This window comes from Pseudomonas phytophila, from assembly GCF_025643095.1.
GTDB lineage: Bacteria > Pseudomonadota > Gammaproteobacteria > Pseudomonadales > Pseudomonadaceae > Aquipseudomonas > Aquipseudomonas quasicaspiana.
Genome location: NZ_CP081201.1, coordinates 222,893 through 248,438, shown reverse-complemented (window position 1 = coordinate 248,438; position 25,546 = coordinate 222,893). Strand labels below are relative to the sequence as shown.

Genomic DNA, 25,546 nt, shown 5'->3' with positions numbered 1-25,546 from the left:
GAATCTGTGTGGTGAACTACAAAATCGAAGCGTTCGACAAAGAGACCAGGTTCTTGGCTTTTGAAGTCGTCGTTCCGAAAGATTGCGATGCACGACTTGCGCGAATCATGAGGTGGTCAGAACCTCAACGAGGCGATGAAGGCTATGACATAAGTGCCGAACAGGCGGCAGCTATTGAAGCTCTCATCGGCAGCCCGTTTTACGATGACAGACATATTTTTCAGATCACTTGCAACATTGCGTGAATAGACCGGCATTTACAGAATCCCCCTACACCCTCCGTCCACATCACATCCTTGCCGCTCCAACCCAACAAACCTAGAGTCCACCCCGTCGCCGCAAACGTGGCGACCGGGCTTGGCCGCTCGACTAAACTCCAGGCGCACAGGCGCTCACCATTAGATCTCGGGGATGTATTCCGTCTGCGATATCGAGTTATGGCAGCTGTGCGTGGGACACCTTCGGGTGTGCCGGGTGCCTGGAGTTCCGGTCGGCCAACCCGCGTACAGTTGCCACCCCGATTTGCTTGGCCGCAAACGGTGGCAGCTTCCAACTCCAGGAGCAGTCAATGAAGCAAACGCATAACTCTTCAACCAAAACCCTCGGCACCACCACCTTCTCCACCTGCGGCCCATCCCGTCAGCCGCTGTTCCGCATCAATCCCGACATCCCCATCGAATCCGCACTGGAGCACGCGTCCAGCTTATTGGCGTGTATCCATGAATTAAGTCTCGACGCCGCGTTGGGTGATGCGGGCAAGCAGAGTGTCTGGGCGGTTCATCATTTGAGTGATATGGCGAAAGCGATTCTGGAGGATGCGTTGTCAGCGGGCGCGGCAAACAATCAGCTGGGCTGAACGGCCCTTGGCTAGTACCTAGGGCCGTTTGGGCCGGTCATGAACTATGCGCTGCGAAGCTCCACGGTCAGGTGCGTCACCTCGTGCACCGGCACCAGGCGCTCGCGAATCATATCGGCGGTTACGGACGCGTTGCCGACCACGCTGACAATGGCCGCACGGGCTTCGGGGCGACCTGCCAGACGTGCAGGTCGGTGATTGTTATGTCACCCGCCTGCTCGGTTATTTCGCGGATTTTCTGAGCGAAACGCACCACTGACTCGATACCAATACCGGAAGCCACCAACCCGAGGATAAGCGCCTACGCAAAACCGCCGAGGTCGCCTACCTTGCCGGTGCAAAAACTTTATCGGGTACTGGCCGTGTGGCGGTTGACGTAGCTGTAATTGGCGCGCCGATACCCAAGGCTCCGGCGTGTGGGTTGCCATATGAAAACCGTGCGCCAACAGAGCCATAGAGTCCGTGATAAGGGAAATTAGGTATCACCACCAGTATTTTAGATGTGGTCTGCCCCGATTTTTATACGCCAAGGCCGCTGTGATACAGAACGGTACGACAGTCCTACGGGGACTGGTTCCCAGAACGCGCAAAAAAGCCCATCGGAGTGGGCTTTTCTGTTAGGAGATGATTTACGAATGTTCCGTTATGAGTGGCGTTACGCTACCTTCCTCACGAGACGATTAACGTGTACCAAGTATCCCTCCCGAAGGGCAGGCACTACGCGGTGAAATCTGTCACAGCTTTCGAGACTCCATGTGCTACTCTTTCGCCATCATCACATAGGGAAGTCTTGATGGTTACTATAGAAGAGCTTGAAAATCTCAGAGAGGTCATCTCTGAGAACCTGCGTGTACAACGTGATAATGACCCCGTGACGTATATCAACGTCGGTACCGCCTTGCAGGACGCGAAGACTAAGCAAAACCACGCTATTTTTGCCCGGCGAGGCTGCGGTAAAACACTTCTGCTGCACCATTCAGCTCGGACACTTCGGTCAGACCTAAGAAGCGTTTATTTAAACTGCGAAGACTTCAAAAGACATTCTTTTCCTAACGTGTTAATTGAAATATTGTCCTCAATCTTTCGCGAGCTTGAAAAAAACATTACAGGTTGGTTTGGCAAGCGTCTTAAGCAAAAGCAAATCATCAGACAAATTCTTGAAAAACTAGCCACGCTTCACATCGAAGCGGACGCTCAAAGCGAAGACATCAAGACAAAGGCAGTCTCGGAGGATTTAACTGGGTTTGATGCGGGATTCAAGCTAGACGCCATAAACGCTACTGCAAAGCTTTCAAACAAAGAAAATCAAGAAATTGAACGATCCTTCAAAGTTCATAGAGAAAAGCTACAAGAGTTGGACCGGTGGTTACCTAGGCTGAAAGAAAGCCTTAGAGAGCTTTTAGACTCGTCAAAAACTGTTAAAGGGCTAATACTACAGATTGACGACCTGTACCACCTTAAGAGGACAGATCAAGCATTCGTGGTTGATTACGTGCATAGGCTGTGCAAGGACATTCCACTTTATTTCAAGATCGCAACTCTTAGGCACTCCTCGACTTTGTACGCCGACCGGGATGGTCAGCCTATTGGTGCACAAGAACGACATGACTATCAGCCAATCGATATAGACTATACGTTTAGTAATTTCCCTCGAACACTTACGCAGAATCGAGCGATTTTGCTACAGTTTGGTGAGCAAGCAAGTTTAGATGAGCCAGCGATCATGAGCCTATTTAAAGGGGAGGGCTTCGACCGATTGGTAATGGCTGGAGGAGGCGTACCGCGCGATGTACTGTCGCTATTCTTACAACTCTTGAGTGATACAGATCCATCATCTGGCGGCAAAATCGGCAAAGACGAGGTGCGACTTTTGTCTAGGATCAACTTTGAGCGGAAGATCGAAGAACTTAAACAAGACTCCAAAGATGACGAGCAGGGCGAGCTGATCAAGGGCATTTATATTATAAAAAGCTTTTGCATGGAGAAAAAGACAAATATCTTTTTGATCGAAGAAAAACTGCTTCAGCAAAATGATCCTTGGCGAACATTGATATATCGGTTGCTGGATTATCGAATCATTCACAGTTGCGCTACAGCCTTAACACATAAATCGTCAGACGGGACTTACCAGGCGTTTGCTGTGGATATAGGCTGCTACGCCCATTTCCGCAAACTGGAGGGCAGGTTTAACGAAATTGATGTCTCAGATGCGAATGCTAAGGAAAAAATGCGTTCTGCTCCGATTCTTGATCAAACGAAGCTAACCGCGATAATGCGATTGATACCTGAAAATGCGGAGCAAGAATTGCTCTCCGACCAAGAATAATAAACCACCTAAATACTACCTTGCCACGTACGTTTCGTAAGGTTAAGACATCAAGGAACCGGCACGCGAAAAGCATCGATGGGATCGGCATTAAGGGACTTAGTCACGCAAAAAAAGCCCCTTGAGCCCCGCACCCAATTGATGATAGCCGCCGCCAGCGAAAAGAGCACCGCCTTGATTCCAACGACTTGCGAAGAATTGGATAACGCTAGGGCTTGTGGTGCATCACAGGGCCCTTGCAAGATACCTCTTCACACAGGGTGTGGAACATTCGGTTTAGCGGCTGGATTTTTGAAGTTGGTTGGCAGGTTTAAGAACACCATGGGTTGGCATCAGCAAAACAAAAGGGCACCTTTACCACGGTAACGATGCCCTTTTTTCTTCAAGATCCTTTCAATTTCTACGTTGAAATCCCAGTAAGCTGGCGAGCCTCCGACTAATACGACCCCGCAGGTTTCATGCCCGTTACCTGAGCTAAAACCTAAAGGTCCCCGGCGACTTCTAGCATCCCAGCACCGGTTTAGTTATTGTCTTGGCCCTCTATAGGTTCAAGGATGAGAAGCATGTTCTGGAAGCGCGATAGAACAGTTCGGGTAGAGCTCACCACCCCGATCAGCATAGTGCAGCCACTAGCGGGACCACCGCCCCTCGACAAGGTCAGCACCATGCCTAACCAGGCAAAAAGAGTTGATGCCGATCTGGTGTTTAAATTCGGGACGCTCCTAATCGTGGTGTCCCAGGCAATTCTGATCGTCTGGGGTTACCTAGAGCTTGCGGCGTACTACGAGCAATTTGGTATAGGAACGAGCGAGCTGGAGCTTGGCACTCCTACGCTGCTGGTGTACGGCTACAGCTACACGTTCTCCGAGCTAATGGGCACTGTAGATAAGGTGCCTGTACTCGGTGCGTACATTCCAGGTGCTGTATTTATTAGCATGGGTGCGGCTGTCACATTTCTCTTCTTTGCGATGCACGACGCCAGATCATTTGGGGGCTTGATCCAGAGAAGCGTATTGGTAGGGTTCGTGCTTATGCTGATATTTATCGCTCCGACGGCAGCAGTTCGGAACGGCATCGAACGAGCAGGAAAAAATTACGAAGAAGAAGCCGGGGTGCAAGCTAGCTACGGACTATCTAGAAAACACACCATTGTCACAGATCAGAAAGAGACGCTCACCGGTCGGCTGATCGTGGCCGATACAAAATCAACCTACCTCCAAATCAAAGACACTGTCTATAAAATCGACAATGCCTCAAACCGCGTGGTGAGAAAAACGTTGCTAGAGCCTGAACATAAAACACCGTCTAAAAAGTCTAATGGGGATGCTGATCCGAGTGCTTCTAAACACGCCTAGAAAACGGCCCCTTGTATGTATACGTATTCCTAACCTAATCACACCCAACAAGCCCCAGTAGATACGGTGCTTTTCTTGCCCAGTTCAAACGACGCCTGGATATTCAATTTCAGAGCCGGACTGATGGCCTGAAATCCCCCAAAGCCGCATTGTGCGGGCCTTGTTGTCTTTGGCGGCGGAATTAGCGGAATCCCCCTACACCCTCAGTCCACTCCACATCCTTGCCCCTCCACCCCCACAACCCTAAAGTCCACCCCGTCGCCGCAAACGCAGCGACCGGGCTTGGCGGCCCGACAGATATAGGCGAAAACAGCGCCCCGATTTAAGATGGCAGGCGCTGTTTTTTCGCGTGTGGCCAGGCTTTATGACGGGTTGCGCAGGGACTCTTTCGGGAGTGCCGGGTTCCTATATCTCCGGTCCGCCAACCTTGTGCAATCCGTCACCCTTCTTTGCTTGGCGGCAGAGATGACGGTTCATCAAGATATAGGAAGGCGAACCATGACTACCTTTGACGACTTACACCCAAACAAAACCCTCGGCACCACCACCTTCTCCACCTGCGGCCCATCCCGTCAGCCGCTGTTCCGCATCAATCCCGACATCCCCATCGAATCTGCACTGGAGCACGCTTCCAGCTTATTGGCGTGTATCCATGAATTGAGCCTCGACGCCGCATTGGGTGATGCGGGCAAGCAGAGTGTCTGGGCGGTTCATCATTTGAGTGATATGGCGAAGGCGATTCTGGAGGATGCGTTGTCAGCGGGTGCAGCAAACAATCAGCTGGACTGAACGGCCCTTGGCTAATGCCCCGGGCCGTTTTGCCGGTCATGAATTACGCGCTGCGAAGCTCCACGGTCAGGTGCGTCACTTCGTGCACCGGCGCCAGGAGCGCGCGGATCATATCGGCGGTTACGGACGCGTTGCCGACCACGCTGACAATGGCTGCGCGGGCTTCGGGGCCGACCTGCCAGACGTGCAGGTCGGTGATTTTTGTATCACCCGACTGCTCGATTATTTCGCGGATTTCCTGGGCGACATGCTCGTCTGTGCGGTCGAGCAGAACACCTGAAGTGGTGCGTATCAGGGACCAGGACCAACGGGCGATAACCAGTGCGCCGACGATGCCCATGACCGGGTCGAGCCAGACCCATCCCAGGTAGCGGCCAGCGAGCAATGCAGCGATGGCGAGGACGGAGGTCAGTGCGTCGGCGAGCACATGCACGTAGGCCGAGCGCAGGTTGTTGTCCTGACCGTGTGCGTGGTGGGTATGGTCATGCCCGTGGTCGTGTCCATGGTGGTGATTGTGGCCGCCGGACAGCAGCAGTGCGCTGACGATATTGACGATCAGGCCGACAACGGCAATCCACGTGGCCGTGCCGAACGCGACCTGGGTAGGCTCGAAAAGACGCACCACTGACTCGACACCGATGCCGATGGCAACCAGGCCCAGTATCAACGCAGAGGCGAAGCCGCCCAGGTCGCCGACTTTGCCGGTACCAAAACTGTATTGGGCGCTGGCGGCGTGGCGTTTGGCGTAGCTGTAGGCAGCGGCGGCGATACCCAAGGCGCCGGCGTGGGTCGCCATATGGAAACCATCCGCCAGCAAGGCCATGGAGCCGGTGATGTAACCGGCAGCAATTTCGGCAACCATCATGACAACCGTCAGCGCGACCACCCACAGGGTGCGCTTGGCGTTTTCATCATGGGATGAGCCCAAAAATACGTGATCGTGGGAGTAGTCCGCGTGCAGGTTGCTCATGTCGGTGCGCTCCTATTTGGTGTATCGGCGGATGGCTTCGATCAGTTCCTCAACCCCTTCAGCCCGCTCTTCATCACTCAAACCCGGCTTGGCGACGTGCTCGCGGGCGTGGGCCTCGATGATTTCGTCCATCAGGCCGTTGATAGCCCCCCGCGTTGCCGCCACCAGATGCAGGGTTTTGGCGCAGTCGTCTTCGGCCTCAAGCGCCCGTTCCACCGCCTGGATTTGCCCGGCGATGCGTTTTACGCGCTTGAGCAAGTCATCTTTGCCCGTTTTGATGTGCGACATACCATACCCCCCCTACCTATACGTGTTATGCATGCTCTGTGATGTCGGTCCGGAACGCAACCAGCAGATGAAACTCCCGCGCATTTTTGTTCTGATGGCGGCAACCACGACCACTCCGGATTCCCCATGCGCATCGAACCCCTGCCGCCGCTGCAAACCCTGATTGCTTTCGAGGCGACGGTGCGTCATGGCAGTTTCACTCGCGCGGCCACTGAGCTGCATTTGACGCAGAGTGCGATCAGTCGTCAGGTGCAGCAGCTTGAGGAGTTTCTGGGGCGGGCGTTATTTCGGCGTGAGCACAAGCGCATTCATCTCACGGTGGCCGGGCAGGTGTATGCCGAGCAGGTGCATCGGGTGCTTGCCCAATGCGCTGAAGCGACGGCGCAGGTCATGACCCACAGTGGCGAGCAGGAACTGACGCTGGCGTGTTCCAGTGGCGTCGCGGCGTTGTGGCTGGGGCCGCTGATGGGGCGGTATGCCGATGAGTTTCCCAATGTGGACGTGCGTCTGCGGGTGGTCGACGGGCTGGATTCGCTGGTGCGTGCGGAGTTTGATCTGGCGGTGTATTTCCTGCGCTCGGGTTCGCCGCCGGGGCTGGACAGCCGGTTGCTGTTTGCAGAGTCGGTAGGGGCGTATTGCGCGCCGAGCTATCTGCAAGGCCGGGTGCTCAAGCCGCACGCGTTGTTCGAACATCGGTTGTTGATGCTTGAGGATGGTCAGCGCCAGTGGCTTTCCTGGACAGACTGGTTTGCGCGACAGGGTATCGATGCTTCGGCGATTTCCAAGCGCCTGACCGTTAATAACTATCCGGTGATGGTGGACCTGGCCATCGGTGGACGCGGCATTGTGCTGGGCTGGAAACCGATGATTGATGGGCATGTGAAGTCCGGGGCATTGGTGCCTGCTTGTGATGTCCATGTGGGCGAGATTGGTGGTTATTATTTGCTCAATCCGTCGGGGCAGTTTCCGAGTCGTGCGGCGCGGTCGTTTGAGCAGTGGTTGGCGGTGCAGAGCGGGGACTGAATTACGTTTCTGTAGGAGCTGTCGAGCACCGCGAGGCTGCGATAGCGATTTGTCGGACGCACCGATATCGCAGCCTCGCGGTGCTCGACAGCTCCTACAGATCCACGTCCTCTTGCATGCATCCAGCGCATGCATATCTTCCCAATGAGCGTTTTCCCGCATTCAATTTCGCGAGTTATTCTCGGGCCTACAAGGGCACAAGACCCTGACGATGTTTCACCCGATTGCTTCTCTGCCCCACTCGTGCGCGGGACCACTCCCTGCGTAATTTGCATGCAGGAGTTCAACGTGAACGCTATAAAAAACACGCCAACCCACAACCAGAAAGCACGAAAAGCCGTGATCGCGACAGTGATCGGCAACGGTCTTGAATGGTTCGACTTCACGGTCTACAGCTTCTTCTCGGTCATCATCGCCAAGGTGTTTTTCCCCACCGACAGCGAACTCACTTCTTATCTACTGGCATTGGCGACTTTCGGCGTAGGCTTTTTCATGCGTCCGGTCGGCGGCATTGTGCTGGGCGTTTATGGGGACAAGCACGGGCGTAAAGCAGCTCTTTCGCTGACCATCCTGTTGATGGCGCTGGGTACGCTGATCATTGCGATCACCCCAAGTTATGCACAGATCGGCATGATTGCGCCGGTGTTGATTGTGCTCGCACGGCTACTGCAAGGCTTCTCTGCGGGCGGTGAAATGGGCAGCGCGACGGCCTTCCTGACCGAGCACGCCCCAGACGGCAAGAAAGCGTTTTACTCCAGCTGGATTCAGGCCAGTATCGGCGTCGCCGTGCTGCTGGGTTCCACGCTGGGCGCTATCCTCTCGAACTACCTGACTCAGGCGCAGCTGGAAAGCTGGGGCTGGCGGATCCCGTTCATCATCGGCACGCTGATCGGTCCGGTCGGTTTCTACATCCGTAGCCGCATTGACGAGACGCCGGTCTACAAAGAGTCAAAAACCACCGAATCGCCACTGCGCGAAGTCTTCCGCACCTATCCACGGGAAACCCTGATCAGCTTCTCGCTGGTTGTGCTGTGGACGGTCTGCACCTACGCGATTCTGTTCTACATCCCGTCCTATTCCACCCGCGTTCTGGGGCTGCCAAGTGGCATCGGTTTCAGCGCCGGGATGATGGGCGGCGCGGTGTTGATCGTGGCGACGCCAATTGTTGGCATGCTGGCTGACAAAACCGGTCGCAGGCCTTGGCTGCTGGGTTCGGCGGCAGCGATTTTCGTCGCGGCTTATCCGATGTTCCTGTTCATCAACCAGATGCCAGGGCTGGCCTCGCTGCTGATTTTTGAAGTGGTGATGGGCCTGCTGATCGCCGGTTACATCGGCTCGATTCTGGCCGCGTTCAGCGAACTGCTGCCGACTCACGTGCTGTCCACCGGCCTGTCCGTGGCTTACAACTTTGCGGTCACGATCTTCGGCGGTTTCGCCACGTTCACCATTACCTGGCTGATCGCCAACACCGGCAGCAACGTCGCGCCGGCCTTCTACATCATGTTCGCGGCCGTGGTCAGCGGTTGCGGCGCGTTTCTGTACCGCGACCGCAAGACCACCGCCAATGCCACCTTCAAGGGAGCCGCTCTGCAATGAGTACTCAAAACGCTGCACGCCTGATCCTGCGCAACGGCCAGTTGCTCGACCTGAACAAGGGCGAGTTGCTGGGCGGTCTGGAAGTTGTGATCGAGGGTGGGCGCATCAGCGCTGTTCGCCCACAAAATGACGCTGTCGAGGCCGACGCCCAAGTCATCGATCTGAACGGCCGCACGCTGATGCCCGGCCTGATCGACTGCCACGTACATGTGCTGGCTTCCAACGCCAACCTGGGCATGAATGCGCTGCAACCCAACGCGATCATCATGTACCGCGCCTTGCCGATTCTTGAGGCGATGCTCAATCGCGGTTTCACTACCGTGCGTGACGCGGGCGGTGCCGACTGGGCGCTGGCTCGCTCTATCGCACTGGGCCTCGTGCCGGGGCCGCGTATTTTTGCAGCCGGTAAAGCGCTGTCGCAAACCGGTGGTCACGGGGACATGCGCGCTCGCGGTGAGCTGCTGCTGAGCGAGCCGTGTTCGTGCTGCTTCCGCGCTGGCGCTATCGCCCGCGTCGTGGACGGCGTTGATAACGTGCGCCTGGCCGTGCGTGAAGAACTTCAACAAGGCGCCAACCAGATCAAGATCATGGCCTCGGGCGGCGTGTCGTCCCCGACAGACCCGATTGCCAACACTCAGTACAGCGAAGCGGAAATCCGCGCCATCGTCGATGAAGCAGAAGCCGCTAACACCTATGTGATGGCTCACGCTTACACCGCGCGGGCGATTCGTCGCGCTATCGAATGCGGCGTGCGCACTATTGAGCACGGCAATCTCGTTGACGCCGAAACCGCAAAACTCATGGCCGAAAAAGGCGCGTTCGCCGTGCCGACGCAGGTCACCTACGAGATGCTTGCCAAACACGGCGCCGAAGCAGGCTTGCCGCCTGACTCTGTGGCCAAGATTGAAGACGTGCGCTTGGCCGGTCGTAACGCACTGAAGCTGTTCGCAGAAGCGGGCGTGGAAATGGGCTACGGCTCAGACCTGCTGGGCGACATGCATCAATACCAAAGCCATGAGCTGCAGATCCGCGCCGAAGTACTGGGTAACCTCGCCGCCCTGCGCAGCGCCACCACCGTCGCAGCCAAAATCCTGCAACGCGAAGGCCAGTTGGGCTGCATCGCCGAAGGCGCCATCGCCGACCTGCTGGTGGTCGACGGCAACCCGCTGGAATCCATCGAGTGTCTGGTGGGCCAAGGTGAAAACCTGGCGATGATCATTCAGGAAGGCAGCATCAAGAAGAACACCTTGGTGTAAATGCTGAAGTGCTGCAGAGCCCGCCTTGTGCGGGCTTTTTTGTTTTGCAGGCTCACCGCGCTGTCTCGCGCCAACCGGTAGACCTGTAGCAGCGCACGAGCACCGCGAGGCCGCGATGGCGGTGGGTCTGACAAAACGCTATCGCTGGCCTCGTAACCTCGGTGAGCTCCTACAGGATTTGGGGTCAACTCACAAAAATGCATGTTGATTGATAGAGCGCCCCCTTCGTCCAGACGCCTCGCTGTAACGCAGCAAACCCCGGACCTGTAGGAGCGCACGAGCAACGCGAGGCCGCGATAGCGGTGGGTCTGACACTCCGCCATCGCGGCCTCGCGGTGCTCGTGCGCTCCTACAGGATGGGTTTCAATTCAGTGATCTTGCGGCCCGATGAATCGGCTCTTCACAGGACGTGCATCAAACAAACTCAAGCCGATACTGCCCCGGTTGCGTCCACGAAACCCTGACAAATTCTCCACTGAGCAACGCCTTATCACGCAGATATTCAAACACCTCTGCGGGGCACCATTCCTTGCCGTTGGAGAAAGCGATGTGGAGCAAACGAAGTGAGTCAAATACCTTGGCTTTTTCTACATCATCAGCGACGTAACGCTCAAAGACACCCTCTTCAAGCGCCCCTAAGAACCCGACAGCAGCTAGCTCTGCAGAGAGATCGCGGTCGTTGACCTTCACACGAATGACATCGCCATCTGCCTTTTCAACAAAGGCCTTCAATTCTCCGCTGATCAATCAAAAAACTCCGTTTAGGCAACCCCATCTATATCTGCGGGGCAAGTGATTCAACAGCAGCCCCATTCCCTTTCAGGCCCGCCGCGGTAATTTTCTCAGCCAACGTTCTACAGCAGCGAAGCCTCAGCAAATCTAATTGCGACTTCTGATCGCTGCATCCACAACCTCTTCCAGCAGCCGCTCTTCGCTGAAAGTGAAATCACCATACTGTGCAATTGCACTACAGGTCGAAAGTTCTTGAATCGCAGCATCGGCGGTAACTGCTGCCTGCAGCTCGACGGACTTCTTCGAGAAGAAGTCCGCAGGCCCCATTTTGCCTGTGCTTTTCAATGCCAGGATTAGCTTGTCCAGCGCGGCCAGCAATTCAGGGGGGTTACTCACCATGGAAATCCTGGTCATTAAGCTACGCGAGCCCGGTTTGACGCCTCCAGTCAGACGCCATCAGAAAAAGTCCCAGGAAAGTCACTCGTCCAGATAATTATCCTTAATGCCTTTGGACCTACGGTACAGATAGAGACCGATTCGTAAAGAAATCAGTACCAGGGCAAACACCCCAACCGTTAACCATGTGTCGCCTAGATACTTTTCCAGAAGGTTATAAAAGTAGGCAACGGGAATGGCGACTGCCGTCATTATCAGAAAGTATTTGATCACTGGTTTTGACACTCCTCGTCTTCATCCTTCAAAGGACAATTGACGATCACTTTGCCGGTTTGCCAAGCCGCCTGGGTAGCAACTGTGGTTTTAAGAGTGTTGGTGTGCGCGGCCTTACGGGCGGCCAGTTTTGCAGCACGATTGGCAGTATTTGCAGCTTGGCCGGACAGAGTTTTGAGCGCCTTTGACGATGTGAGGACCGTTTTGGCAGAACCGAACAAACCTGGTGCAACTGCACCAAAGGCGCCTGCCGCCCCCACATGTTTCCAATTAATATCGATACACCCCCACTTAAAGTCCATCAGGTCGCGATCATTATCCCAATTATCTTTTACCTGACCCAGCAACTGCTTACCCGCCTGCATCCCCACTTCGATGGTCGCGCCCAGTGCTGCGCGGCCAAGGAAAGCACCGATTACTATCAGAGGCACGAAAAGCCCGCTTGGGTCATAGGCGACGGAGGGAGCATTCAATGCATAGACATAGGCATTGGGGCCACCCCTGAAACCGATGGGATCCTGGCTGGCGTAACGTCCTATTTCAGGTAAGTAATAACGATGGCGGTTGTAATAAAGACCACTTTCATCGTCGTGATGCTGTCCCTGAAAACGGATGGGTTGGTCGGTAGAGCCTGTTTCCTCCGTCACCCCTCGCCATGTATCAGGATGAGCTTGCCACGTCACCAGACCATCCTGATCGCTTAGCTGCAGCGGCGTACCAATGTGGTCGGTGTGGAAAAAGCTGATGCTGGGCGCACCCAATACAGGATGACACTGCGCAGGCAAAGGCTGATCTTCTGCCGCCATGGCGCGACGAATTTCCAGCAGCTCTGGCGTGTCAGGCTCGCACGATTGTTCAATGCGCAGCATGGGGACAAAACTTTCAGGTTCATGCACGGTGGTGCGCAACAGCCTTTCGAAGGCTTCTGCACACTGCCGCTCGCCGTCCCAGCCGTAGCGAACCCGCTGCTGTTCAGCACCTTCGCGTACAGTTTTTGCGATACGTCTGGATAGCGCGTCGTAACGGTAGCGCGCTTCGACATGTTCCCCATCGGGGCGCTGGCGAAGCATATGGATCAAACGGTTGGCACCATCATAGGCCAGCAGGAGTCGCTGACCGTCAGAGTCCTTGCGCTCAATCAGATGCCCCGACGAATCGTAACGATAAGTGCTGCCCTGGAAGACCTCAACACGGTTCCCCAAGCAGGACGAATCTACGCCTTGAGCCAGCGCCGAGCGTTGGGAATCGGTATAACCCGAGCGATAGAGCTCGTTATGCTCATGCTGCAAGAGCTTTTCGGCACCCTGCAATCCAGCAGTATCTAGCCTGTTGCCGGCCGGATCGAAACGGTAAAGCTGCTCTACGGTATTGCCACGGCGACTGGAAACCAGCCTGCCACTCAGGTCGTACTGGTACTTCAAAGCAGAACTGACGTTGTCGTCAATCTGCGTTAATTGTCCGAGCAAGTCATAGCGATAGCTGCGCTGCCAGCCATCTGCACCGGACCGGGTCAGCTTGCTTTGAGCAAGCCGCCCTGACGCGTCGTAATCGCGCTGCTGATCAAATAAGGTTTGCGGCTTGCCCTTGAGTCGGGCGTCCCGGTGTTTTTCGCGGTGCAAAGCATCGCGCTCAAAGCTGAGCTCAACCTGCTCAACCATCACGCCATGCAAATGACCTGACCCGTAGGTAAGCCATTTAACCAGAGGCGCGTCGCCATACTGGCTGCTTTCACGCTTACCCAATTCGTCGTGCTGGTGTTGAACGCTGTAGACCCAGCCATCGGCATGGATCTGACTCTCAAGGCATAGATTGCCAGCATCGTCATAGGCAAAACGCACTTCGCAGTCAGGCCCTCTTACACTTGCCAGACGACCATCCGCCAACCAGCTGTAGTGTTCACTGAAAGCCGCAGCGTTTGCAGTGGCCGGGAAGTTCGTGCTGACCACACGTCCATCGAGGTTGTACTGATAATGGGTCTCACGCTGCTCGCCATCAATGCGCACCACCAACTCATCAGCAAGGTTGTAGCGATATTGCTGACGACGCCCGTCGAAACCGTTCTCTTCGACCAACCGGTCCAGCTCATCCCAGGCAAAACGCGCTTTGGCACCATTCTGATTGGTGAGCATGCACAGCCGACCAGCAGCATCGTAAAGGTAATTCAGCTCTTGCCCTGCTGAGTCCACAGCGCGCAACAGTCGTCCGTATCTGTCCCAGAAGAATTGCGTGCAATGCCCCTGGGCATCGGCCATATGGGTTTGCCGTCCCTGCTTGTCATAGCGGTAAACAAGACTCGCGCCATCGGGAAAGGAAAGCCCAGTGACCTGGCCGAGAAGGTCGTAGCTACGGCGCGAGATCTGACCTGCCGGATCGATTTCAGCGATGAGACGTCCCTCCAGATCGTACTCATAACGATATGTCTGGCCAGAGCAGTCCGTGACACTGACAGGCAGGCCAAGGCGACTCCACTGAAAGGTTTTCACGCCCCCCTTGCTGTCGATCACTTGCGTGGGGCGATCAGGCAGAGACGAATCATCGTAGCGGTAGAGAGTCGTGCCACCCGGACCGGTCGCGCGTGTCAGATTACTGCGCGTATCCCGTTCAAAACGCCAGCTGCGCCCCATGGAATTAACAAGCTCGTTGAGTAAACCGGTCTCTTCATCCAGCGTCTTGCGGTATCGACTTTTGCCGGGCGATTCCTCTTCAAGGACTCGCCCCTGACCATCAAGCCGACGACGGGACTCTCGGCCCAGCGGGTCACGGATAACAACCAGCCGACCGAACAGGTCGTATTCGAACTCCGTACGACTGCCATCGGCGCGTACCAGTGCAGTCCAGCGCCTTTCACCATCGCTGCCGCTGAACTCGTAACGTTCAACACGCCCCATGCTATCGGTAACATCGGTGGCATCCGCGTAGTAACGGAATTCGCGAACCAGTCCCTCGGCCTCACTTTGCTTGACCACTCGCCCCGAGGGCAGATGCGTGTCCCATTCATAACGCACTTCCTGACCGCCCGGCTCGCCATGTGCAGTCATGATGTGGTTGTTCCACGCGAACACCCTCACCCGTTCGCCCGAACGGTCACGCACGGCTATCAGGTCGCCCACTTCATTGAATTCGTAGCGCACCAGCCAATCATTACCCAGCGCCTGAGGATCGAAGCTTTCCGGAATAGGGCCGTCTGTATTAGCCAGAATCACACCGCAAAGACGCACTCCGTCGTCACCGGCCTGTGGCGCGCATACCTGCTGATACACCAGGCCATAGCTACGTCCAGCGCTGTCACGGATGCTGGCGAGAAAACCTCTGCGACTCCAGCCAAACTCAGTGAGGTAACCGCTGCGGCCAAATGCTGAATGCAGACGCCATACTCCATCAGGCTGACGCATAAAACAGAGATAACTGTTGCCCGCCAGCAGCAGAACAGCAGCTTCACTGGCCTGTATCGCCGGTGGGACGGGCGACCAACGCCCCTTCCAGGGCGAAAACAATGGCTGCTCCGATGAAACGCCACCTCGGCGCAACCAGAGTTGCTCGCTACCCGAATAGTGTATTTTGCCGGGCTCCAGCGCAGGGAAAGTAATGCGGCGGCCTTGGACGTCGATCAACACACAGGTATTGGCATCCAGCTCCAGCGTGACACTTTCACCTGGGAGCGACCACCCCTGCCCCAGCTTGCTCACTCGAGGATTGCTGGACAGGTAGCCACGCCCGAAGCTGAACGTGTCGGGGGCGGTCAACGCAAAATCCACCTCCTCTGGCAGCAGCTTGCAGCCCAGCATCGGGTTGACCGGCTGGCCGACATTTGGCACACATGCAGAGACCCGGTCGGCCATCCCGACGCCGGAGCTACCGACGTGAACCGTCGGAGATCCGGTAGCGATTACATTTCCGGATACCTTTTCGCCCACGTGAGAAACAGGAAGACCGCTCATGCCGATGTCCTTGTCTGGAAAAGCAGGCTGACACCGTCAAGCCTCGACGCATTGCCTGAATACACGGTGGTGATTGAGCTAGCAGTTGATGTCGACATTCGGTGAAAGTATCTCTATTTCGGAGGGAGTAATGCGGATCGTGCTCTGACCGCATGTCAGTCGGATTTCCTGGTCAGCGGTGATCTCGATGGTTTTACTGCCCAGCTTGATGCTCTTGCCATCCATCGTAATAGTCGAGCCATCATCGCTGCCGCCGACGCTCAGCTTGTAGCTATCACCCACCGATAGCGTTTTTTTCTTGACCACTTGAGTCGTCTGGTTAAGGCCGACAAACGTATTCATCATCATGCCGACATTGAGGCTATAGCCCAGTCCCACGTTCTCCATGCGCCCCAGGCCGACGTTCTGCAAAGAAGCCATCAGGATGGTTTCAGACTTGTTCATGCCTATTTTTACTGTCTCGTTGCGATCAACCGTTTTGCTCCGATTGGCATGCACCGTGATTGTTTCGTTGTTATCTACCGTCTCGGTGCGGTCATGCCTGACGTGAACAGTTTCATCGTTATCAATGGTTTTACTTCGGTCATGGCCCACCCAGTGGGTCTCGTCGTTCTCGACCTCGATGTCCTGATTCTTTTCCGCGTGAATAAACAGCTGCTCCTCGCCCTTCCTGTCCTCCATCCGGATTTCATTGAAGTTAGCAGGCGTACCCCCCTTGCTGGAGCGGCTTTTCATGCCGCTTTGGGTCGCATTGGCGGGCAAATCGTAGGGCACGGTCTGTTCCGCGTTGTACACGCGACCGGTGATGATCGGGCGGTCCGGATCGCCTTCCAGAAAGCTCACAATCACTTCCTGACCGATCCGTGGAATCTGCATCGAGCCCCAGTTCTTGCCCGCCCATGCTTGAGATACGCGGATCCAGCAGGAGCTGTTTTCGTTGGACTGGTCGTGCCGGTCCCAGTAGAAATGCACCTTGACCCGGCCAAACTGGTCAGTCCAGATTTCCTCGCCGCTGGGGCCCACGACGATGGCGGTTTGCGGGCCTTTGACGATGGGCCTTGAGGTGCTGGCCAGCGGCCGAAAGCTTTGTTGGGCATCGATGCAGGTCAGGGCGCTTTCGAATTGTGGACCGGCGGAGCCTGCGCCGGATTCGTGGCTTTCCTGAGCGACGTAATAGCGCGCGCCGACGATCAGGTATTCGCGGTTCTGATCGTCGCGACCAAAGCCGGTCATGCTGAACAGGTGCCCTGTGCCAAGGCCTCGGGCGTTGCCGCTCAGTTCGACGCGCTCATGCAAGCTTTGCAGCGCTTCAATGCGCGTGCGGGCGTAATGCTCGCCGTCCTGACTTTGCACGTAAGTACCGGGGTAGTCGTACAGCGGGTAATCGCCTGCCGTGTGGGGCCGGGGCATGGCCGAGCGCACGTTAATGCTGGCGGACGGACGCTGGAAGTCGTAGTCGTTAAGCTCCAGCGAGCCCGGCTGGACTTCCTGGGCCAGACGCCAGTCGTTAATGTGGTCGCGTTCGCGGTGCTGACCATCAGGCGGGAAATACGGCACCGAGGCATAACCCGGTGCGTTTTGATGTGCGCCATAAGCATCGGCAAGCACCAGCACGTGGCGGTCTTTTTCATGGCGGAAGAAGTAATAAATACCTTCCTGTTCCATCAGGCGACTGACGAAGTCGAAGCTGCTTTCGCGGTACTGGACGCAGTACTCCCACTCCCGATAGGGGCGGCTCAGCGCGTCTTCGAAATCCGAGAAGCCCAGGTCGCGAAAGACCTGCTTGATGATCTGCGGGATGGTCTGGTTCTGGAATATCCGGCAATCGGACGTCCGCGTCAGCAGCCACAGCCAAGGGCGCAACGTAACCTGATAGCTGGCGAACTGGCCTTGGCCAACCTCCTGACTGCAACGCGCGACAATCCCGTGAAAGTAGCGCTGGCTGCCGTCGTCCAGGCGCAGCGACAGGCTCATGGGTTTGCCCAGCAACTGATTGAGGTCGATGGCGCCATCTGTGGACGTGAGCTGCAGGGTGTAATCAAACATCCGCCCCAGCTCATCGCCGCCGCCCATGTTCTTGAGCAGCAGCACATCCGGCCCGAGCGGGCTGTTGATCTGTGCCAGACGTGTGAGTTGGGTGAACAGCATGGTTTATTCCGTTAAATAGCCAGAGTAGTTAGCTAGCGCTCGCACGCTCAGTTGGCATCGCCAAACTGATAATCGAATTCGCCGTCCAGCGCCCTGATGCTCACGCTCGCCATGGGCTTGCCGTCGAGCATGCGGGTGAGGAATTCTCGGCTCATGTCGGGCAGCAGGGTGTTGGTCAGAATCGCGTCAATCATCCGGCCGCCGCTTTCGGTTTCGGTGCAGCGCGAAACGATCAGGTCGACCACCGCGTCATCGTAATCGAACGCGACTTTGTGGGTGCTTTCAACGCGTTTTTTGACCCGGTCGAGTTGCAGGCGGGTAATCGACTTGAGCATGGTGTCGCTAAGCGGATAGTACGGAATCGTTACCAGACGACCGAGCAGCGCAGGCGGGAAAATCTCCAGCAACGGCTGACGCAGAGCCTTGGCGATATCCTCGGGGTCGGGCAGATTCTGCACGTCTTTGCACAGGTGTGAAATCAGCTCGGTACCGGCATTGGTGGTCAGCAGAATCAGGGTGTTCTTGAAGTCGATGACCCGGCCCTCGCCGTCCTCCATCACGCCCTTGTCGAAGACCTGGAAGAAGATTTCATGGACGTCAGGGTGGGCTTTTTCCACTTCATCAAGCAGCACCACGCTGTAAGGCTTGCGGCGCACGGCCTCAGTCAACACGCCGCCTTCGCCATAACCGACATAGCCGGGAGGAGCACCCTTGAGGGTCGAAACGGTGTGCGCTTCCTGGAACTCGCTCATGTTGATGGTGATGACGTTCTGTTCGCCGCCGTACATGGCCTCAGCCAGCGCCAGCGCGGTTTCTGTTTTACCGACGCCCGATGTACCGGCCAGCATGAACACGCCTACCGGCTTGCTGGGGTTATCGAGCCCTGCACGGGAGGTCTGAATGCGTCGGGCGATCATCTGCAGGGCGTGATCCTGACCAATGATGCGCTTCTTCAGGTGCTTATCAAGGTTGAGCACGGTCTCAAGTTCGTTGCGCGCCATACGACCGACTGGAATGCCGGTCCAGTCGGCAACCACTGAAGCCACCGCCTGATAATCGACAGTGGGCAGAATCAACGGCGTCTCGCCCTGCAATGCGCTCAGGCGCTTTTGCAGATCAACCAGTTGCTCACGCAATCCGGCGTGGGCTTCGGGTTGGGCTTCGCGGCCTGCATCGCTGTCGACAACGCCCGCGCTTTCACGCAATTGGGCGCGGGTCGCGAGCAACTCATCCACCAGTGCTTTTTCTTCCGCCCAGCGACCTTCAAGCGCCAGCAAACGTTCGCGCTCGCTGCTCAGCAACTCAGAAGTGTTGCTCTGCCGCGCACCAATATCCACGCCAATCGCATGCTCGCGGGCGATGATTTGCAATTCGGTTTCCAGCGCTTCGATACGGCGACGGCTGTCATCGACTTCAGCCGGTACCGCATGCAGGCTGATCGCAACGCGGGCGCAAGCGGTGTCCAGCAGGCTGACTGACTTGTCCGGCAACTGACGGGCCGGAATGTACCGGTGAGACAGCTTGACCGAAGCCTCCAGGGCCTCGTCGAGAATCTGCACCTGATGGTGTTTTTCCATGGTCGACGCCACGCCACGCATCATCAGCAGGGCCTTGTCTTCCGAAGGCTCGGCGACTTGCACGACCTGAAAGCGACGGGTCAGTGCAGGGTCTTTCTCGATGTGTTTTTTATACTCGGCCCACGTCGTCGCCGCGACGGTTCGCAAGGAGCCACGGGCAAGCGCCGGTTTGAGCAGGTTGGCGGCATCGCCAGTGCCCGCCGCACCACCAGCACCCACCAGGGTGTGGGCCTCGTCGATAAACAGAATGATTGGCTTGGGCGACGCCTGAACGTCCTCGATCACCTGACGCAAACGTTGTTCGAACTCACCCTTCATGCTCGCCCCGGCCTGCAGCAGGCCGACGTCCAGGCTACGTAATTCGACGTCCTTGAGGGACGGTGGCACGTCCCCGGCGACGATGCGCAAGGCGAAACCTTCGACCACGGCGGTTTTACCCACGCCCGCCTCACCGGTGAGGATCGGGTTGTTCTGGCGACGGCGCATGAGGATGTCGACCAGTTGGCGGATCTCCTCATCGCGCCCCACGATGGGGTCCAGTTTGCCGCTGCGGGCTTGCTCGGTGAGGTCGACCGTAAAACGCTTGAGCGCTTCCTGCTTACCCATGGCGCTCGGGGCCATGGCACCGCTCGCCTCGCCCGGCACGGCACCGGCATTGAAACCGTCACTGGCGCTCAAGGCGTTTTCCGGCGAATCGCCGACGTATTCGTCAAAGCGCTCACTCAAGGTTTCGGCTTTGACTTTGTTGAACTCGGACGACAACCCCAGCAAGGCATTACGCAGGCTGGGAGTCTTGAGAATGCCGAGCAGCAAATAGCCGGTGCGCACCTGGTTTTCACCGAACATCAGGCTGCCGTAAACCCAGCCACGCTCGACGGACTCTTCGACTTGCGAAGACAGGTCCGTGATAGACGTCGAGCCGCGCGGCAGGCGGTCCAGCGCTTCGGTGAGGTCACGGGCAAGGCGCGCAGGCTCGACATTGAACTGGCGAATGATGCGATGCAGGTCCGAGTCCTGAAGTTGCAGCAGTTGGTGAAACCAGTGGGCAAGCTCCACATACGGGTTGCCCCGCAGCTTGCAGAAGACCGTGGCGGCTTCGATGGCCTTGTAGCCGACGCTGTTGAGTTTGCCAAACAGCGCGGCGCGACTGATTTCACCCATGTTCATTACTCCTTGAAAGTTGTGCTGACGTGGCCTGCTCGGCGTAGTGCCGGGCCAGAATCAAGTCCTTGGCGTCTGTTTGTGGCTGACCGAGCCAGGTGTTGAACCCCAGCCGCTGGCGCCCGTTGAGTTGAAATTTCGGAACCTCGGGCTGCTGAAGCACCAGGTTCAGATCCCAGTCCAGCTCATGCCCGAGGTATTCGGCGACCCAGACCACCAGCTCCTTAAAGGGTTCACCGTCGGGCAACATGCCCATGTAATCGTCGAGCTTGAGCGGCCCGAGGCGAATGCGGAATTTGTGCTGACGGTCCCAGACGTGACTGCCCAGGCAAAAATCGACGCCCAGTTGATGACCGCTCACGCCAACGCGACTGCGCTCCGGCAACTCCAGCCATTGGCCGACGTACTCCTCGATCTCCACCGGCAAACCGAAATAGTGGGAGAGGATCGCCCGCAACCCATCGGGGTAACGGGTCTGAGCCGAAAGATGACCGCTGTAATGCAGCTTTGCCGTATCGGGAATCAGCCCCTGCTCCAGCAGGCTCGGCATACCGCGCCCACTCAAGGCAGCCAGGCGTGCGGCCCAGTAATCGTCGTCAGGGCGATCATGGCTGACAGTCGGGCTGGCTTCTGCCCAGGCGCGGTAGAACAGGCTTAGCAAGCGATGGTGGAACACGTCCAGAAAGCGTTTGCTGGCACTGTCGCCGTTATTGCGCTGACGTTCGCGCACGTATTCAGTGATGTGCAGCGGCAATGGACCGTTGGGGCCACCGAGGCCAAAGAAGAACTGCTCCAGTCGCGGGGCCTTGCCGTCTTCCGCCGGGCTCATGGACGCCAGTGTCGACGGCGCGAAGGCGCAATCGGGCTGTTGCCCCAGACGCAGTGGATCATCTGCAAGGCGCAACGAATGGCCAAATCTGGGCAGGTCCGGGGATTCGCATTCGATACGTCGCAATGCCTGGAAGAAATCATATTCCCAGGGCTCGCTCTGCATTGACGTTATCGTGCTCACAGAGTTGGGCGGCGTCCGGGCTTGGCTTTCCATCGCATGATCTCACCGCGTTCGGTGGTATGAATCACCGTTTCGGTAAAGCTGTTGGTCGACACATAACGTGCCAGGAAGCGCTCGAAAACGGCACCGAGCAGAAACACGCCCGTGCCTCGAAACGCGTTTTCGTCAAACTCAAGCGTGATCTCCAGCCCACGGCCAAACACGATAGGCCCGGGCATCGGCAGTCGGCGGGTTACCGCTTTGCTGCTGACTTCTCGCAGGCCTTCGATCTGCAACTGGAGTGCGGCGTCGTTACTGTCGCCATACAAGCGCAACAGTTCGCGCAGCGCCGCAGCACCCTGGCCCTGCTCGCTGAGTGAAAGATAATTGAGCGATAGCTGGCTGATCAGACGCCAGGCCTTGTTATCGTGGGCATGACTGGCCCGCGGGCGGCTCGGGCCGGTCAGGCAACGTACTGCGGACACCGGCGCGCTGTCGGCCAGCGTGAAGTCGGTATTGCCGCTCCCCACGCTCATGAACAACGGCAGGTCGCGGTTGGTGCACAAGGCGCTGACGCCCAGTTGCCGCAGATCCTGACGATAAGGTGCCTGCTGACCGTCCACCAGGCTGACGAACGTTTCGCTGCCAACGTACGTCGAGCGGGTGCCGTTGCGGCGCTGTTCACTGGACAGCACACGCGGCTCGCGCCGTACCGTGTAATACGCTTTATCGCGGCCATAACGCGAAGGATCGCGCACGGCGTAGAACGGAAGAAAAGGCTGATCCGGCCCGGTGCCGTGGCCCGTTACGCTGGTCAGGGAATGGATTTCAAAATCCATCGGCCGGGTGCGGTCAGCAATCACATGATGCTCATTGACCCGATCAGACAGGTGAATCCGGTCCACGCGACGCGGGAAAAGGTTGATGGCCGGTGAGCAGAATGGCACGAACTGGTCGCGGCCCACGGAGCCTTCAAGACTCTGGTCAAAGCGATCAAAAAGAATGATCAGCTCCAGTTCCTGTCCGTCACAACGCTGCACGGCACGGGTCAGCTCAGCGAATTCGACGAACAGAAAACGCTGTGGCAAGGCGAAGTATTCCTGCAACAGCCGATAGCCCTGAAACGCCTGCGGCACGACCGGCAATGCAGCTTCACGGTCATCAAAACCACAGGAGCGCAGCGCATCTGCGGGCAGCCGCTCGACCCAGTCGCTGCCGGGCTGACGAGCGAATACCGCACAGGCACTGCCCAGCAGTTGCTCGTAGAGACGGAACGGTTGCTCATCGACCCCGTTGAGGTAAAGCGGAAGGCTTTCCAGGCTCAGCTTACTGAACGCCAGCTCGGCCCCGGTGCGCAGGGTAATGCGCAAGCCCGCCTTGGCCTTGGGTTCGCTCGCCGCGAGACGCCCCAGCACCGCCGAAGGGTTGCCGAAATACTCTGCCTGGCTGACCTGCAACGGCCACAACGTGACGGCGTGAGCAGTGCGGTATTCGCAGGAAGTTTGCGAGTCACGGCCAAGGGCCGCGCGCAGGACACTGTTTCGCGGCAGCGTAAAACCGCTGGCCAGGGAGCCCTCGTCGGTATCGGCCTGCATTTGCACCACGGTCATCGACGGCGTCGGTGCCAGGTAATGAGGGTAGGCAATCTCCAGCAGGTTGTGCGTGAAGGTCGGGTATTGCGCATCGAGCTTGAGCTGCACCCGCGCCGTCAGATAGGCGAAACCTTCAAGCAGGCGTTCCACGTAGGGATCGGCACAGTCCATACCCGAAAGCGTCAGGCGGCCCGCGATCTTCGGGTATTCCTTGGCAAACTCCGCCGCGCTTTCGCGGACGTGCTGCAGCTCCTGGTTGTAGAGGGCCAGCAAGCGCGGATTCATGAGCGTCTCCGCTGTTCGGCAGGTGCTACGGTGACGTGCCCGGACTCGAGATCAAGATCGGTGCGCAGCAGCAATGGCAAGGCTACCGGCTCGGCCCACAAGTCCCCTTCGATCTCGAAGCTCAGGGCGTTGTGATTCATTTCGCCCTGCCCGACCCGCGCCCTCACCCGCAGGGTGTTGCGCAAAATGCGCGGCTCAAACGTCGCAATGGCGCGATGGATCAGTATTTCCAGCGCGCCGATATCGATGCTCGAAGCACTGTTGCCCGCCAAAGCTGGCAAGCCAAAATTGATCACAGAAGTACCCGCTGGTGTATTGAGCGTCGCGTCGCCATCGAGCAGTGACGTGGTATTGAGTAACCACGCCAGGTCGCGCAGCACTGAAGCCTTGAGCTGACTCAAGGACAGCACGCGTTTGTCGGCACTTTCCTGAGGGTTGCTCGGGTCGTGGTCGGTCAGGCGATCAAGCAACGATGGTTGCAGGCGCTCGCGCAGGGTCAGGTCGCTCACCAGTCGAACTGCCAGGTAAAGGTTTTCTGATCCCAGAAGCCTGGGCCGCAAGCGGCAATCCGACTCACTGGCGCGGCCTCAAGTTTGCCCTTGTAGAAGCGAACAGGCTGTAAATCGGTCAGGCAATCAGTACTTGGCGGCGGCATAGGCTCGCTACGCTCGACCATGACGATCAGTGCCTTGCGAAAATCCTCCACTCGCACTTTGTGTTGCCGATCTTCACTGAAGCGACATGGCCACTGCATATCCAGCGTTAGCGCTGCGCTTCCTTTGCGAGTCAGGACGCAACGGCCCTGCCCGTCGCTCAGATGGGCAGGCTGACCGGCAATTTCGGCCGTCGTCAGCGTGCTACTACTGGTGGCAGACGGCTGAGCTGCACATGCAGTGAGGCTGAGCAGGCTGGCAGACAGCAACGTGAACCCGGCGAACAGGCGCATCAGTTCAGCTCCCAAAACCAGACAGCCTTGGCGCGAACGAAGTAGTCACTGCCCTTGCTTGCAGTTAGACCACGATTCCACAAGTCGATGTGGTCACCGCTCGGACTGCCGTCTGGATCGTTGGGCTGATAGTAGAAATCTTTATAGAAAATGATCCCGGTCTTGTTAATCAAGCTGAGCCGGTCAGCCGGGCTGTTGGTGTAAATCTTTGGCGGCCCAAGCTGCTTCTTCTTCCACAGCCAGTTCGCCAGGGACTCAGCCCCACGCGCATGACCATGAGCACAGCGCGGCTCGGTATAGGTTGACGAATTGACCGGCAGAGTTCGCTCAGCGCACAGCGCGATACTCATCCGAATGGCGCACTGATTGGACCACGGCCCGTCACACGCAGCTGGCCCGGGATACGGGGGATAGCCATTCCACAGATTGATAAACGAAGGCTTGGCCATGATTCAGGCATCCGGCAAAAGATCGAACGTGAAGTTGCGCCCCCGATTGAACGGGGGCGCCTGCGATCAACGCTTGGTATTCGAACGAATGTTCCAGCCGTATTTGACCGCGCCGCCATCTTTGGTGCCGTCAGCTTTCTGTGGCTGATAGTCGACCAGAACCTGAGCGAAGTTCAGGGTCACGTTTTCAGTCAGACGATCATCGCTGCCCGAGCCGCCAGTGCTCAGCGAGGTGATCAGCACTTCTTCGAGGTTGATGATCAGGTACTCGACCTGGCTTTCACCACCGGCCTTGCGCACGGTAAGCGTGACCTTGTCGATGTGTTTACCGGAGCTGCACAGCATCATCAGATTTGGCGTGGACTTGTCGACGAACTTGGTGATCGACAGGTCCTGAATGTTCACCTTGCCAGCACCGCCACCGCTGCCGACGTGCATGTTGCCGGACTGGGACATGCCCCAGCTCCAGTTCAGCACGTCGATTTCGTCCTTGTGGGCCTTGTCCATGGACTCGCCCTTGATGTCACCGATCTTGATGAAAATATCGACAGCCATGTTCTCTCCTGATGTGGCGATGGCCACTGGTTTTGTGTAAAACG

The 25,546-nt window shown here is 57.2% G+C and carries 21 protein-coding genes and 1 pseudogene; 8 read left to right on the top strand and 14 right to left on the bottom strand.

The genetic code is table 11. The features are described 5' to 3' along the window. Nucleotides 1-11 precede the first annotated feature (11 nt). Nucleotides 12-245 (top strand): hypothetical protein, encoded by a 234-nt coding sequence (locus tag K3169_RS01130; protein WP_231665396.1) that lies wholly within the window; start codon nucleotides 12-14, stop codon nucleotides 243-245. 323 nt (nucleotides 246-568) lie between these two features. Next, entirely contained in the window at nucleotides 569-856 is a 288-nt protein-coding gene (locus K3169_RS01125) for a DUF3077 domain-containing protein (protein ID WP_263269578.1), read from the top strand. Between the two features lie 44 nt (nucleotides 857-900). On the opposite strand, the pseudogene K3169_RS01120 reads toward K3169_RS01125, so the two are convergent. After that, nucleotides 901-1,323 (bottom strand): annotated as a pseudogene (locus K3169_RS01120) (hypothetical protein); the annotation flags it as partial. 326 nt (nucleotides 1,324-1,649) lie between these two features. Here K3169_RS01120 and K3169_RS01115 point away from each other — a divergent pair. The 3 genes from K3169_RS01115 to K3169_RS01105 all read left to right on the top strand — a co-directional run bounded on the left by K3169_RS01115 (nucleotide 1,650) and on the right by K3169_RS01105 (nucleotide 5,326). Next, entirely contained in the window at nucleotides 1,650-3,182 is a 1,533-nt protein-coding gene (locus K3169_RS01115; RefSeq protein ID WP_122808212.1) for a hypothetical protein, read from the top strand. A gap of 563 nt (nucleotides 3,183-3,745) precedes the next feature. Continuing rightward, a complete protein-coding gene (locus tag K3169_RS01110) occupies nucleotides 3,746-4,537 on the top strand; it encodes a hypothetical protein (protein ID WP_263269575.1) in 792 nt (263 codons plus the stop codon). A 498-nt stretch (nucleotides 4,538-5,035) separates the two neighbouring features. After that, the gene (locus tag K3169_RS01105; RefSeq protein WP_263269574.1) at nucleotides 5,036-5,326 is read left to right on the top strand and encodes a DUF3077 domain-containing protein; all 291 of its coding nucleotides are present in this window, start codon (nucleotides 5,036-5,038) and stop codon (nucleotides 5,324-5,326) included. Between the two features lie 43 nt (nucleotides 5,327-5,369). Here the strand turns inward: K3169_RS01105 and dmeF are convergent, their stop codons facing one another. Both dmeF and K3169_RS01095 read right to left on the bottom strand, forming a co-directional pair. Next, on the bottom strand, nucleotides 5,370-6,296 hold the full coding sequence (dmeF, locus tag K3169_RS01100) for a CDF family Co(II)/Ni(II) efflux transporter DmeF (protein WP_263269572.1): 927 nt from the start codon (nucleotides 6,294-6,296) through the stop codon (nucleotides 5,370-5,372). Nucleotides 6,297-6,308: 12 nt separating this feature from the next. Next, nucleotides 6,309-6,584 carry a metal/formaldehyde-sensitive transcriptional repressor gene (locus K3169_RS01095; protein WP_027899987.1) on the bottom strand — a complete coding sequence of 92 codons (276 nt, stop codon included), beginning with the start codon at nucleotides 6,582-6,584 and terminating at the stop codon, nucleotides 6,309-6,311. A gap of 126 nt (nucleotides 6,585-6,710) precedes the next feature. Here K3169_RS01095 and K3169_RS01090 point away from each other — a divergent pair, with 126 nt between their 5' ends. The 3 genes from K3169_RS01090 to K3169_RS01080 all read left to right on the top strand — a co-directional run bounded on the left by K3169_RS01090 (nucleotide 6,711) and on the right by K3169_RS01080 (nucleotide 10,459). Next, entirely contained in the window at nucleotides 6,711-7,607 is an 897-nt protein-coding gene (locus tag K3169_RS01090) for a LysR substrate-binding domain-containing protein (protein WP_263269570.1), read from the top strand. Between the two features lie 288 nt (nucleotides 7,608-7,895). After that, nucleotides 7,896-9,203, top strand: a complete 1,308-nt coding sequence (locus tag K3169_RS01085) for an MFS transporter (RefSeq protein WP_371856675.1) — start codon at nucleotides 7,896-7,898, stop codon at nucleotides 9,201-9,203. Further along, nucleotides 9,200-10,459 (top strand): metal-dependent hydrolase family protein, encoded by a 1,260-nt coding sequence (locus K3169_RS01080; protein WP_263269567.1) that lies wholly within the window; start codon nucleotides 9,200-9,202, stop codon nucleotides 10,457-10,459. The genes K3169_RS01085 and K3169_RS01080 overlap by 4 nt, the downstream gene beginning before the upstream one ends. A 414-nt stretch (nucleotides 10,460-10,873) precedes the next feature. Here K3169_RS01080 and K3169_RS01075 read toward each other — a convergent pair whose 3' ends face one another. The 11 genes from K3169_RS01075 to K3169_RS01025 form a co-directional block, all read right to left on the bottom strand. Further along, nucleotides 10,874-11,206, bottom strand: coding sequence for a hypothetical protein (locus tag K3169_RS01075; protein ID WP_231676963.1), 333 nt, complete (start codon nucleotides 11,204-11,206; stop codon nucleotides 10,874-10,876). A 132-nt stretch (nucleotides 11,207-11,338) separates the two neighbouring features. Further along, nucleotides 11,339-11,605 carry a hypothetical protein gene (locus tag K3169_RS01070; RefSeq protein ID WP_231676964.1) on the bottom strand — a complete coding sequence of 89 codons (267 nt, stop codon included), beginning with the start codon at nucleotides 11,603-11,605 and terminating at the stop codon, nucleotides 11,339-11,341. 251 nt (nucleotides 11,606-11,856) lie between these two features. Continuing rightward, nucleotides 11,857-15,798, bottom strand: coding sequence for an RHS repeat-associated core domain-containing protein (locus K3169_RS01065; protein ID WP_263269563.1), 3,942 nt, complete (start codon nucleotides 15,796-15,798; stop codon nucleotides 11,857-11,859). A gap of 78 nt (nucleotides 15,799-15,876) precedes the next feature. Then, nucleotides 15,877-17,946 carry a type VI secretion system tip protein TssI/VgrG gene (gene tssI / locus K3169_RS01060; protein WP_231676966.1) on the bottom strand — a complete coding sequence of 690 codons (2,070 nt, stop codon included), beginning with the start codon at nucleotides 17,944-17,946 and terminating at the stop codon, nucleotides 15,877-15,879. 47 nt (nucleotides 17,947-17,993) lie between these two features. Continuing rightward, nucleotides 17,994-20,684, bottom strand: a complete 2,691-nt coding sequence (gene tssH / locus K3169_RS01055; RefSeq protein ID WP_263269561.1) for a type VI secretion system ATPase TssH — start codon at nucleotides 20,682-20,684, stop codon at nucleotides 17,994-17,996. After that, the gene (gene tssG / locus K3169_RS01050) at nucleotides 20,677-21,729 is read right to left on the bottom strand and encodes a type VI secretion system baseplate subunit TssG (protein ID WP_263269559.1); all 1,053 of its coding nucleotides are present in this window, start codon (nucleotides 21,727-21,729) and stop codon (nucleotides 20,677-20,679) included. The genes tssH and tssG overlap by 8 nt, the downstream gene beginning before the upstream one ends. After that, nucleotides 21,693-23,552, bottom strand: a complete 1,860-nt coding sequence (gene tssF / locus K3169_RS01045; RefSeq protein WP_263269557.1) for a type VI secretion system baseplate subunit TssF — start codon at nucleotides 23,550-23,552, stop codon at nucleotides 21,693-21,695. The genes tssG and tssF overlap by 37 nt, the downstream gene beginning before the upstream one ends. After that, a complete protein-coding gene (gene tssE, locus K3169_RS01040) occupies nucleotides 23,549-24,061 on the bottom strand; it encodes a type VI secretion system baseplate subunit TssE (RefSeq protein ID WP_373562239.1) in 513 nt (170 codons plus the stop codon). The genes tssF and tssE overlap by 4 nt, the downstream gene beginning before the upstream one ends. Next, on the bottom strand, nucleotides 24,058-24,498 hold the full coding sequence (locus K3169_RS01035) for a hypothetical protein (protein ID WP_122705148.1): 441 nt from the start codon (nucleotides 24,496-24,498) through the stop codon (nucleotides 24,058-24,060). Before K3169_RS01035 ends, tssE begins: the two co-directional genes overlap by 4 nt. Then, entirely contained in the window at nucleotides 24,498-24,947 is a 450-nt protein-coding gene (locus K3169_RS01030; RefSeq protein ID WP_027900002.1) for a type VI secretion system amidase effector protein Tae4, read from the bottom strand. The genes K3169_RS01035 and K3169_RS01030 overlap by 1 nt, the downstream gene beginning before the upstream one ends. A 66-nt stretch (nucleotides 24,948-25,013) precedes the next feature. Further along, nucleotides 25,014-25,502 (bottom strand): Hcp family type VI secretion system effector, encoded by a 489-nt coding sequence (locus tag K3169_RS01025; protein WP_027900003.1) that lies wholly within the window; start codon nucleotides 25,500-25,502, stop codon nucleotides 25,014-25,016. Nucleotides 25,503-25,546: the final 44 nt, after the last annotated feature.

Excerpts from the sequence above, each read along its gene's own strand:
- K3169_RS01090 (WP_263269570.1), top strand. The coding sequence starts at position 6,711 with ATGCGCATCGAACCCCTGCCGCCGCTGCAAACCCTGATTGCTTTCGAG.
- K3169_RS01095 (WP_027899987.1), bottom strand. The coding sequence starts at position 6,584 with ATGTCGCACATCAAAACGGGCAAAGATGACTTGCTCAAGCGCGTAAAA.
- K3169_RS01080 (WP_263269567.1), top strand. The coding sequence starts at position 9,200 with ATGAGTACTCAAAACGCTGCACGCCTGATCCTGCGCAACGGCCAGTTG.
- tssG (WP_263269559.1), bottom strand. The coding sequence starts at position 21,729 with ATGGAAAGCCAAGCCCGGACGCCGCCCAACTCTGTGAGCACGATAACG.
- K3169_RS01035 (WP_122705148.1), bottom strand. The coding sequence starts at position 24,498 with ATGCGCCTGTTCGCCGGGTTCACGTTGCTGTCTGCCAGCCTGCTCAGC.
- K3169_RS01105 (WP_263269574.1), top strand. The coding sequence starts at position 5,036 with ATGACTACCTTTGACGACTTACACCCAAACAAAACCCTCGGCACCACC.
- K3169_RS01030 (WP_027900002.1), bottom strand. The coding sequence starts at position 24,947 with ATGGCCAAGCCTTCGTTTATCAATCTGTGGAATGGCTATCCCCCGTAT.
- K3169_RS01110 (WP_263269575.1), top strand. The coding sequence starts at position 3,746 with ATGTTCTGGAAGCGCGATAGAACAGTTCGGGTAGAGCTCACCACCCCG.
- tssF (WP_263269557.1), bottom strand. The coding sequence starts at position 23,552 with ATGAATCCGCGCTTGCTGGCCCTCTACAACCAGGAGCTGCAGCACGTC.
- K3169_RS01065 (WP_263269563.1), bottom strand. The coding sequence starts at position 15,798 with ATGAGCGGTCTTCCTGTTTCTCACGTGGGCGAAAAGGTATCCGGAAAT.
- K3169_RS01070 (WP_231676964.1), bottom strand. The coding sequence starts at position 11,605 with ATGACCAGGATTTCCATGGTGAGTAACCCCCCTGAATTGCTGGCCGCG.
- tssH (WP_263269561.1), bottom strand. The coding sequence starts at position 20,684 with ATGGGTGAAATCAGTCGCGCCGCGCTGTTTGGCAAACTCAACAGCGTC.
- K3169_RS01025 (WP_027900003.1), bottom strand. The coding sequence starts at position 25,502 with ATGGCTGTCGATATTTTCATCAAGATCGGTGACATCAAGGGCGAGTCC.
- K3169_RS01115 (WP_122808212.1), top strand. The coding sequence starts at position 1,650 with ATGGTTACTATAGAAGAGCTTGAAAATCTCAGAGAGGTCATCTCTGAG.
- K3169_RS01125 (WP_263269578.1), top strand. The coding sequence starts at position 569 with ATGAAGCAAACGCATAACTCTTCAACCAAAACCCTCGGCACCACCACC.
- dmeF (WP_263269572.1), bottom strand. The coding sequence starts at position 6,296 with ATGAGCAACCTGCACGCGGACTACTCCCACGATCACGTATTTTTGGGC.
- tssI (WP_231676966.1), bottom strand. The coding sequence starts at position 17,946 with ATGCTGTTCACCCAACTCACACGTCTGGCACAGATCAACAGCCCGCTC.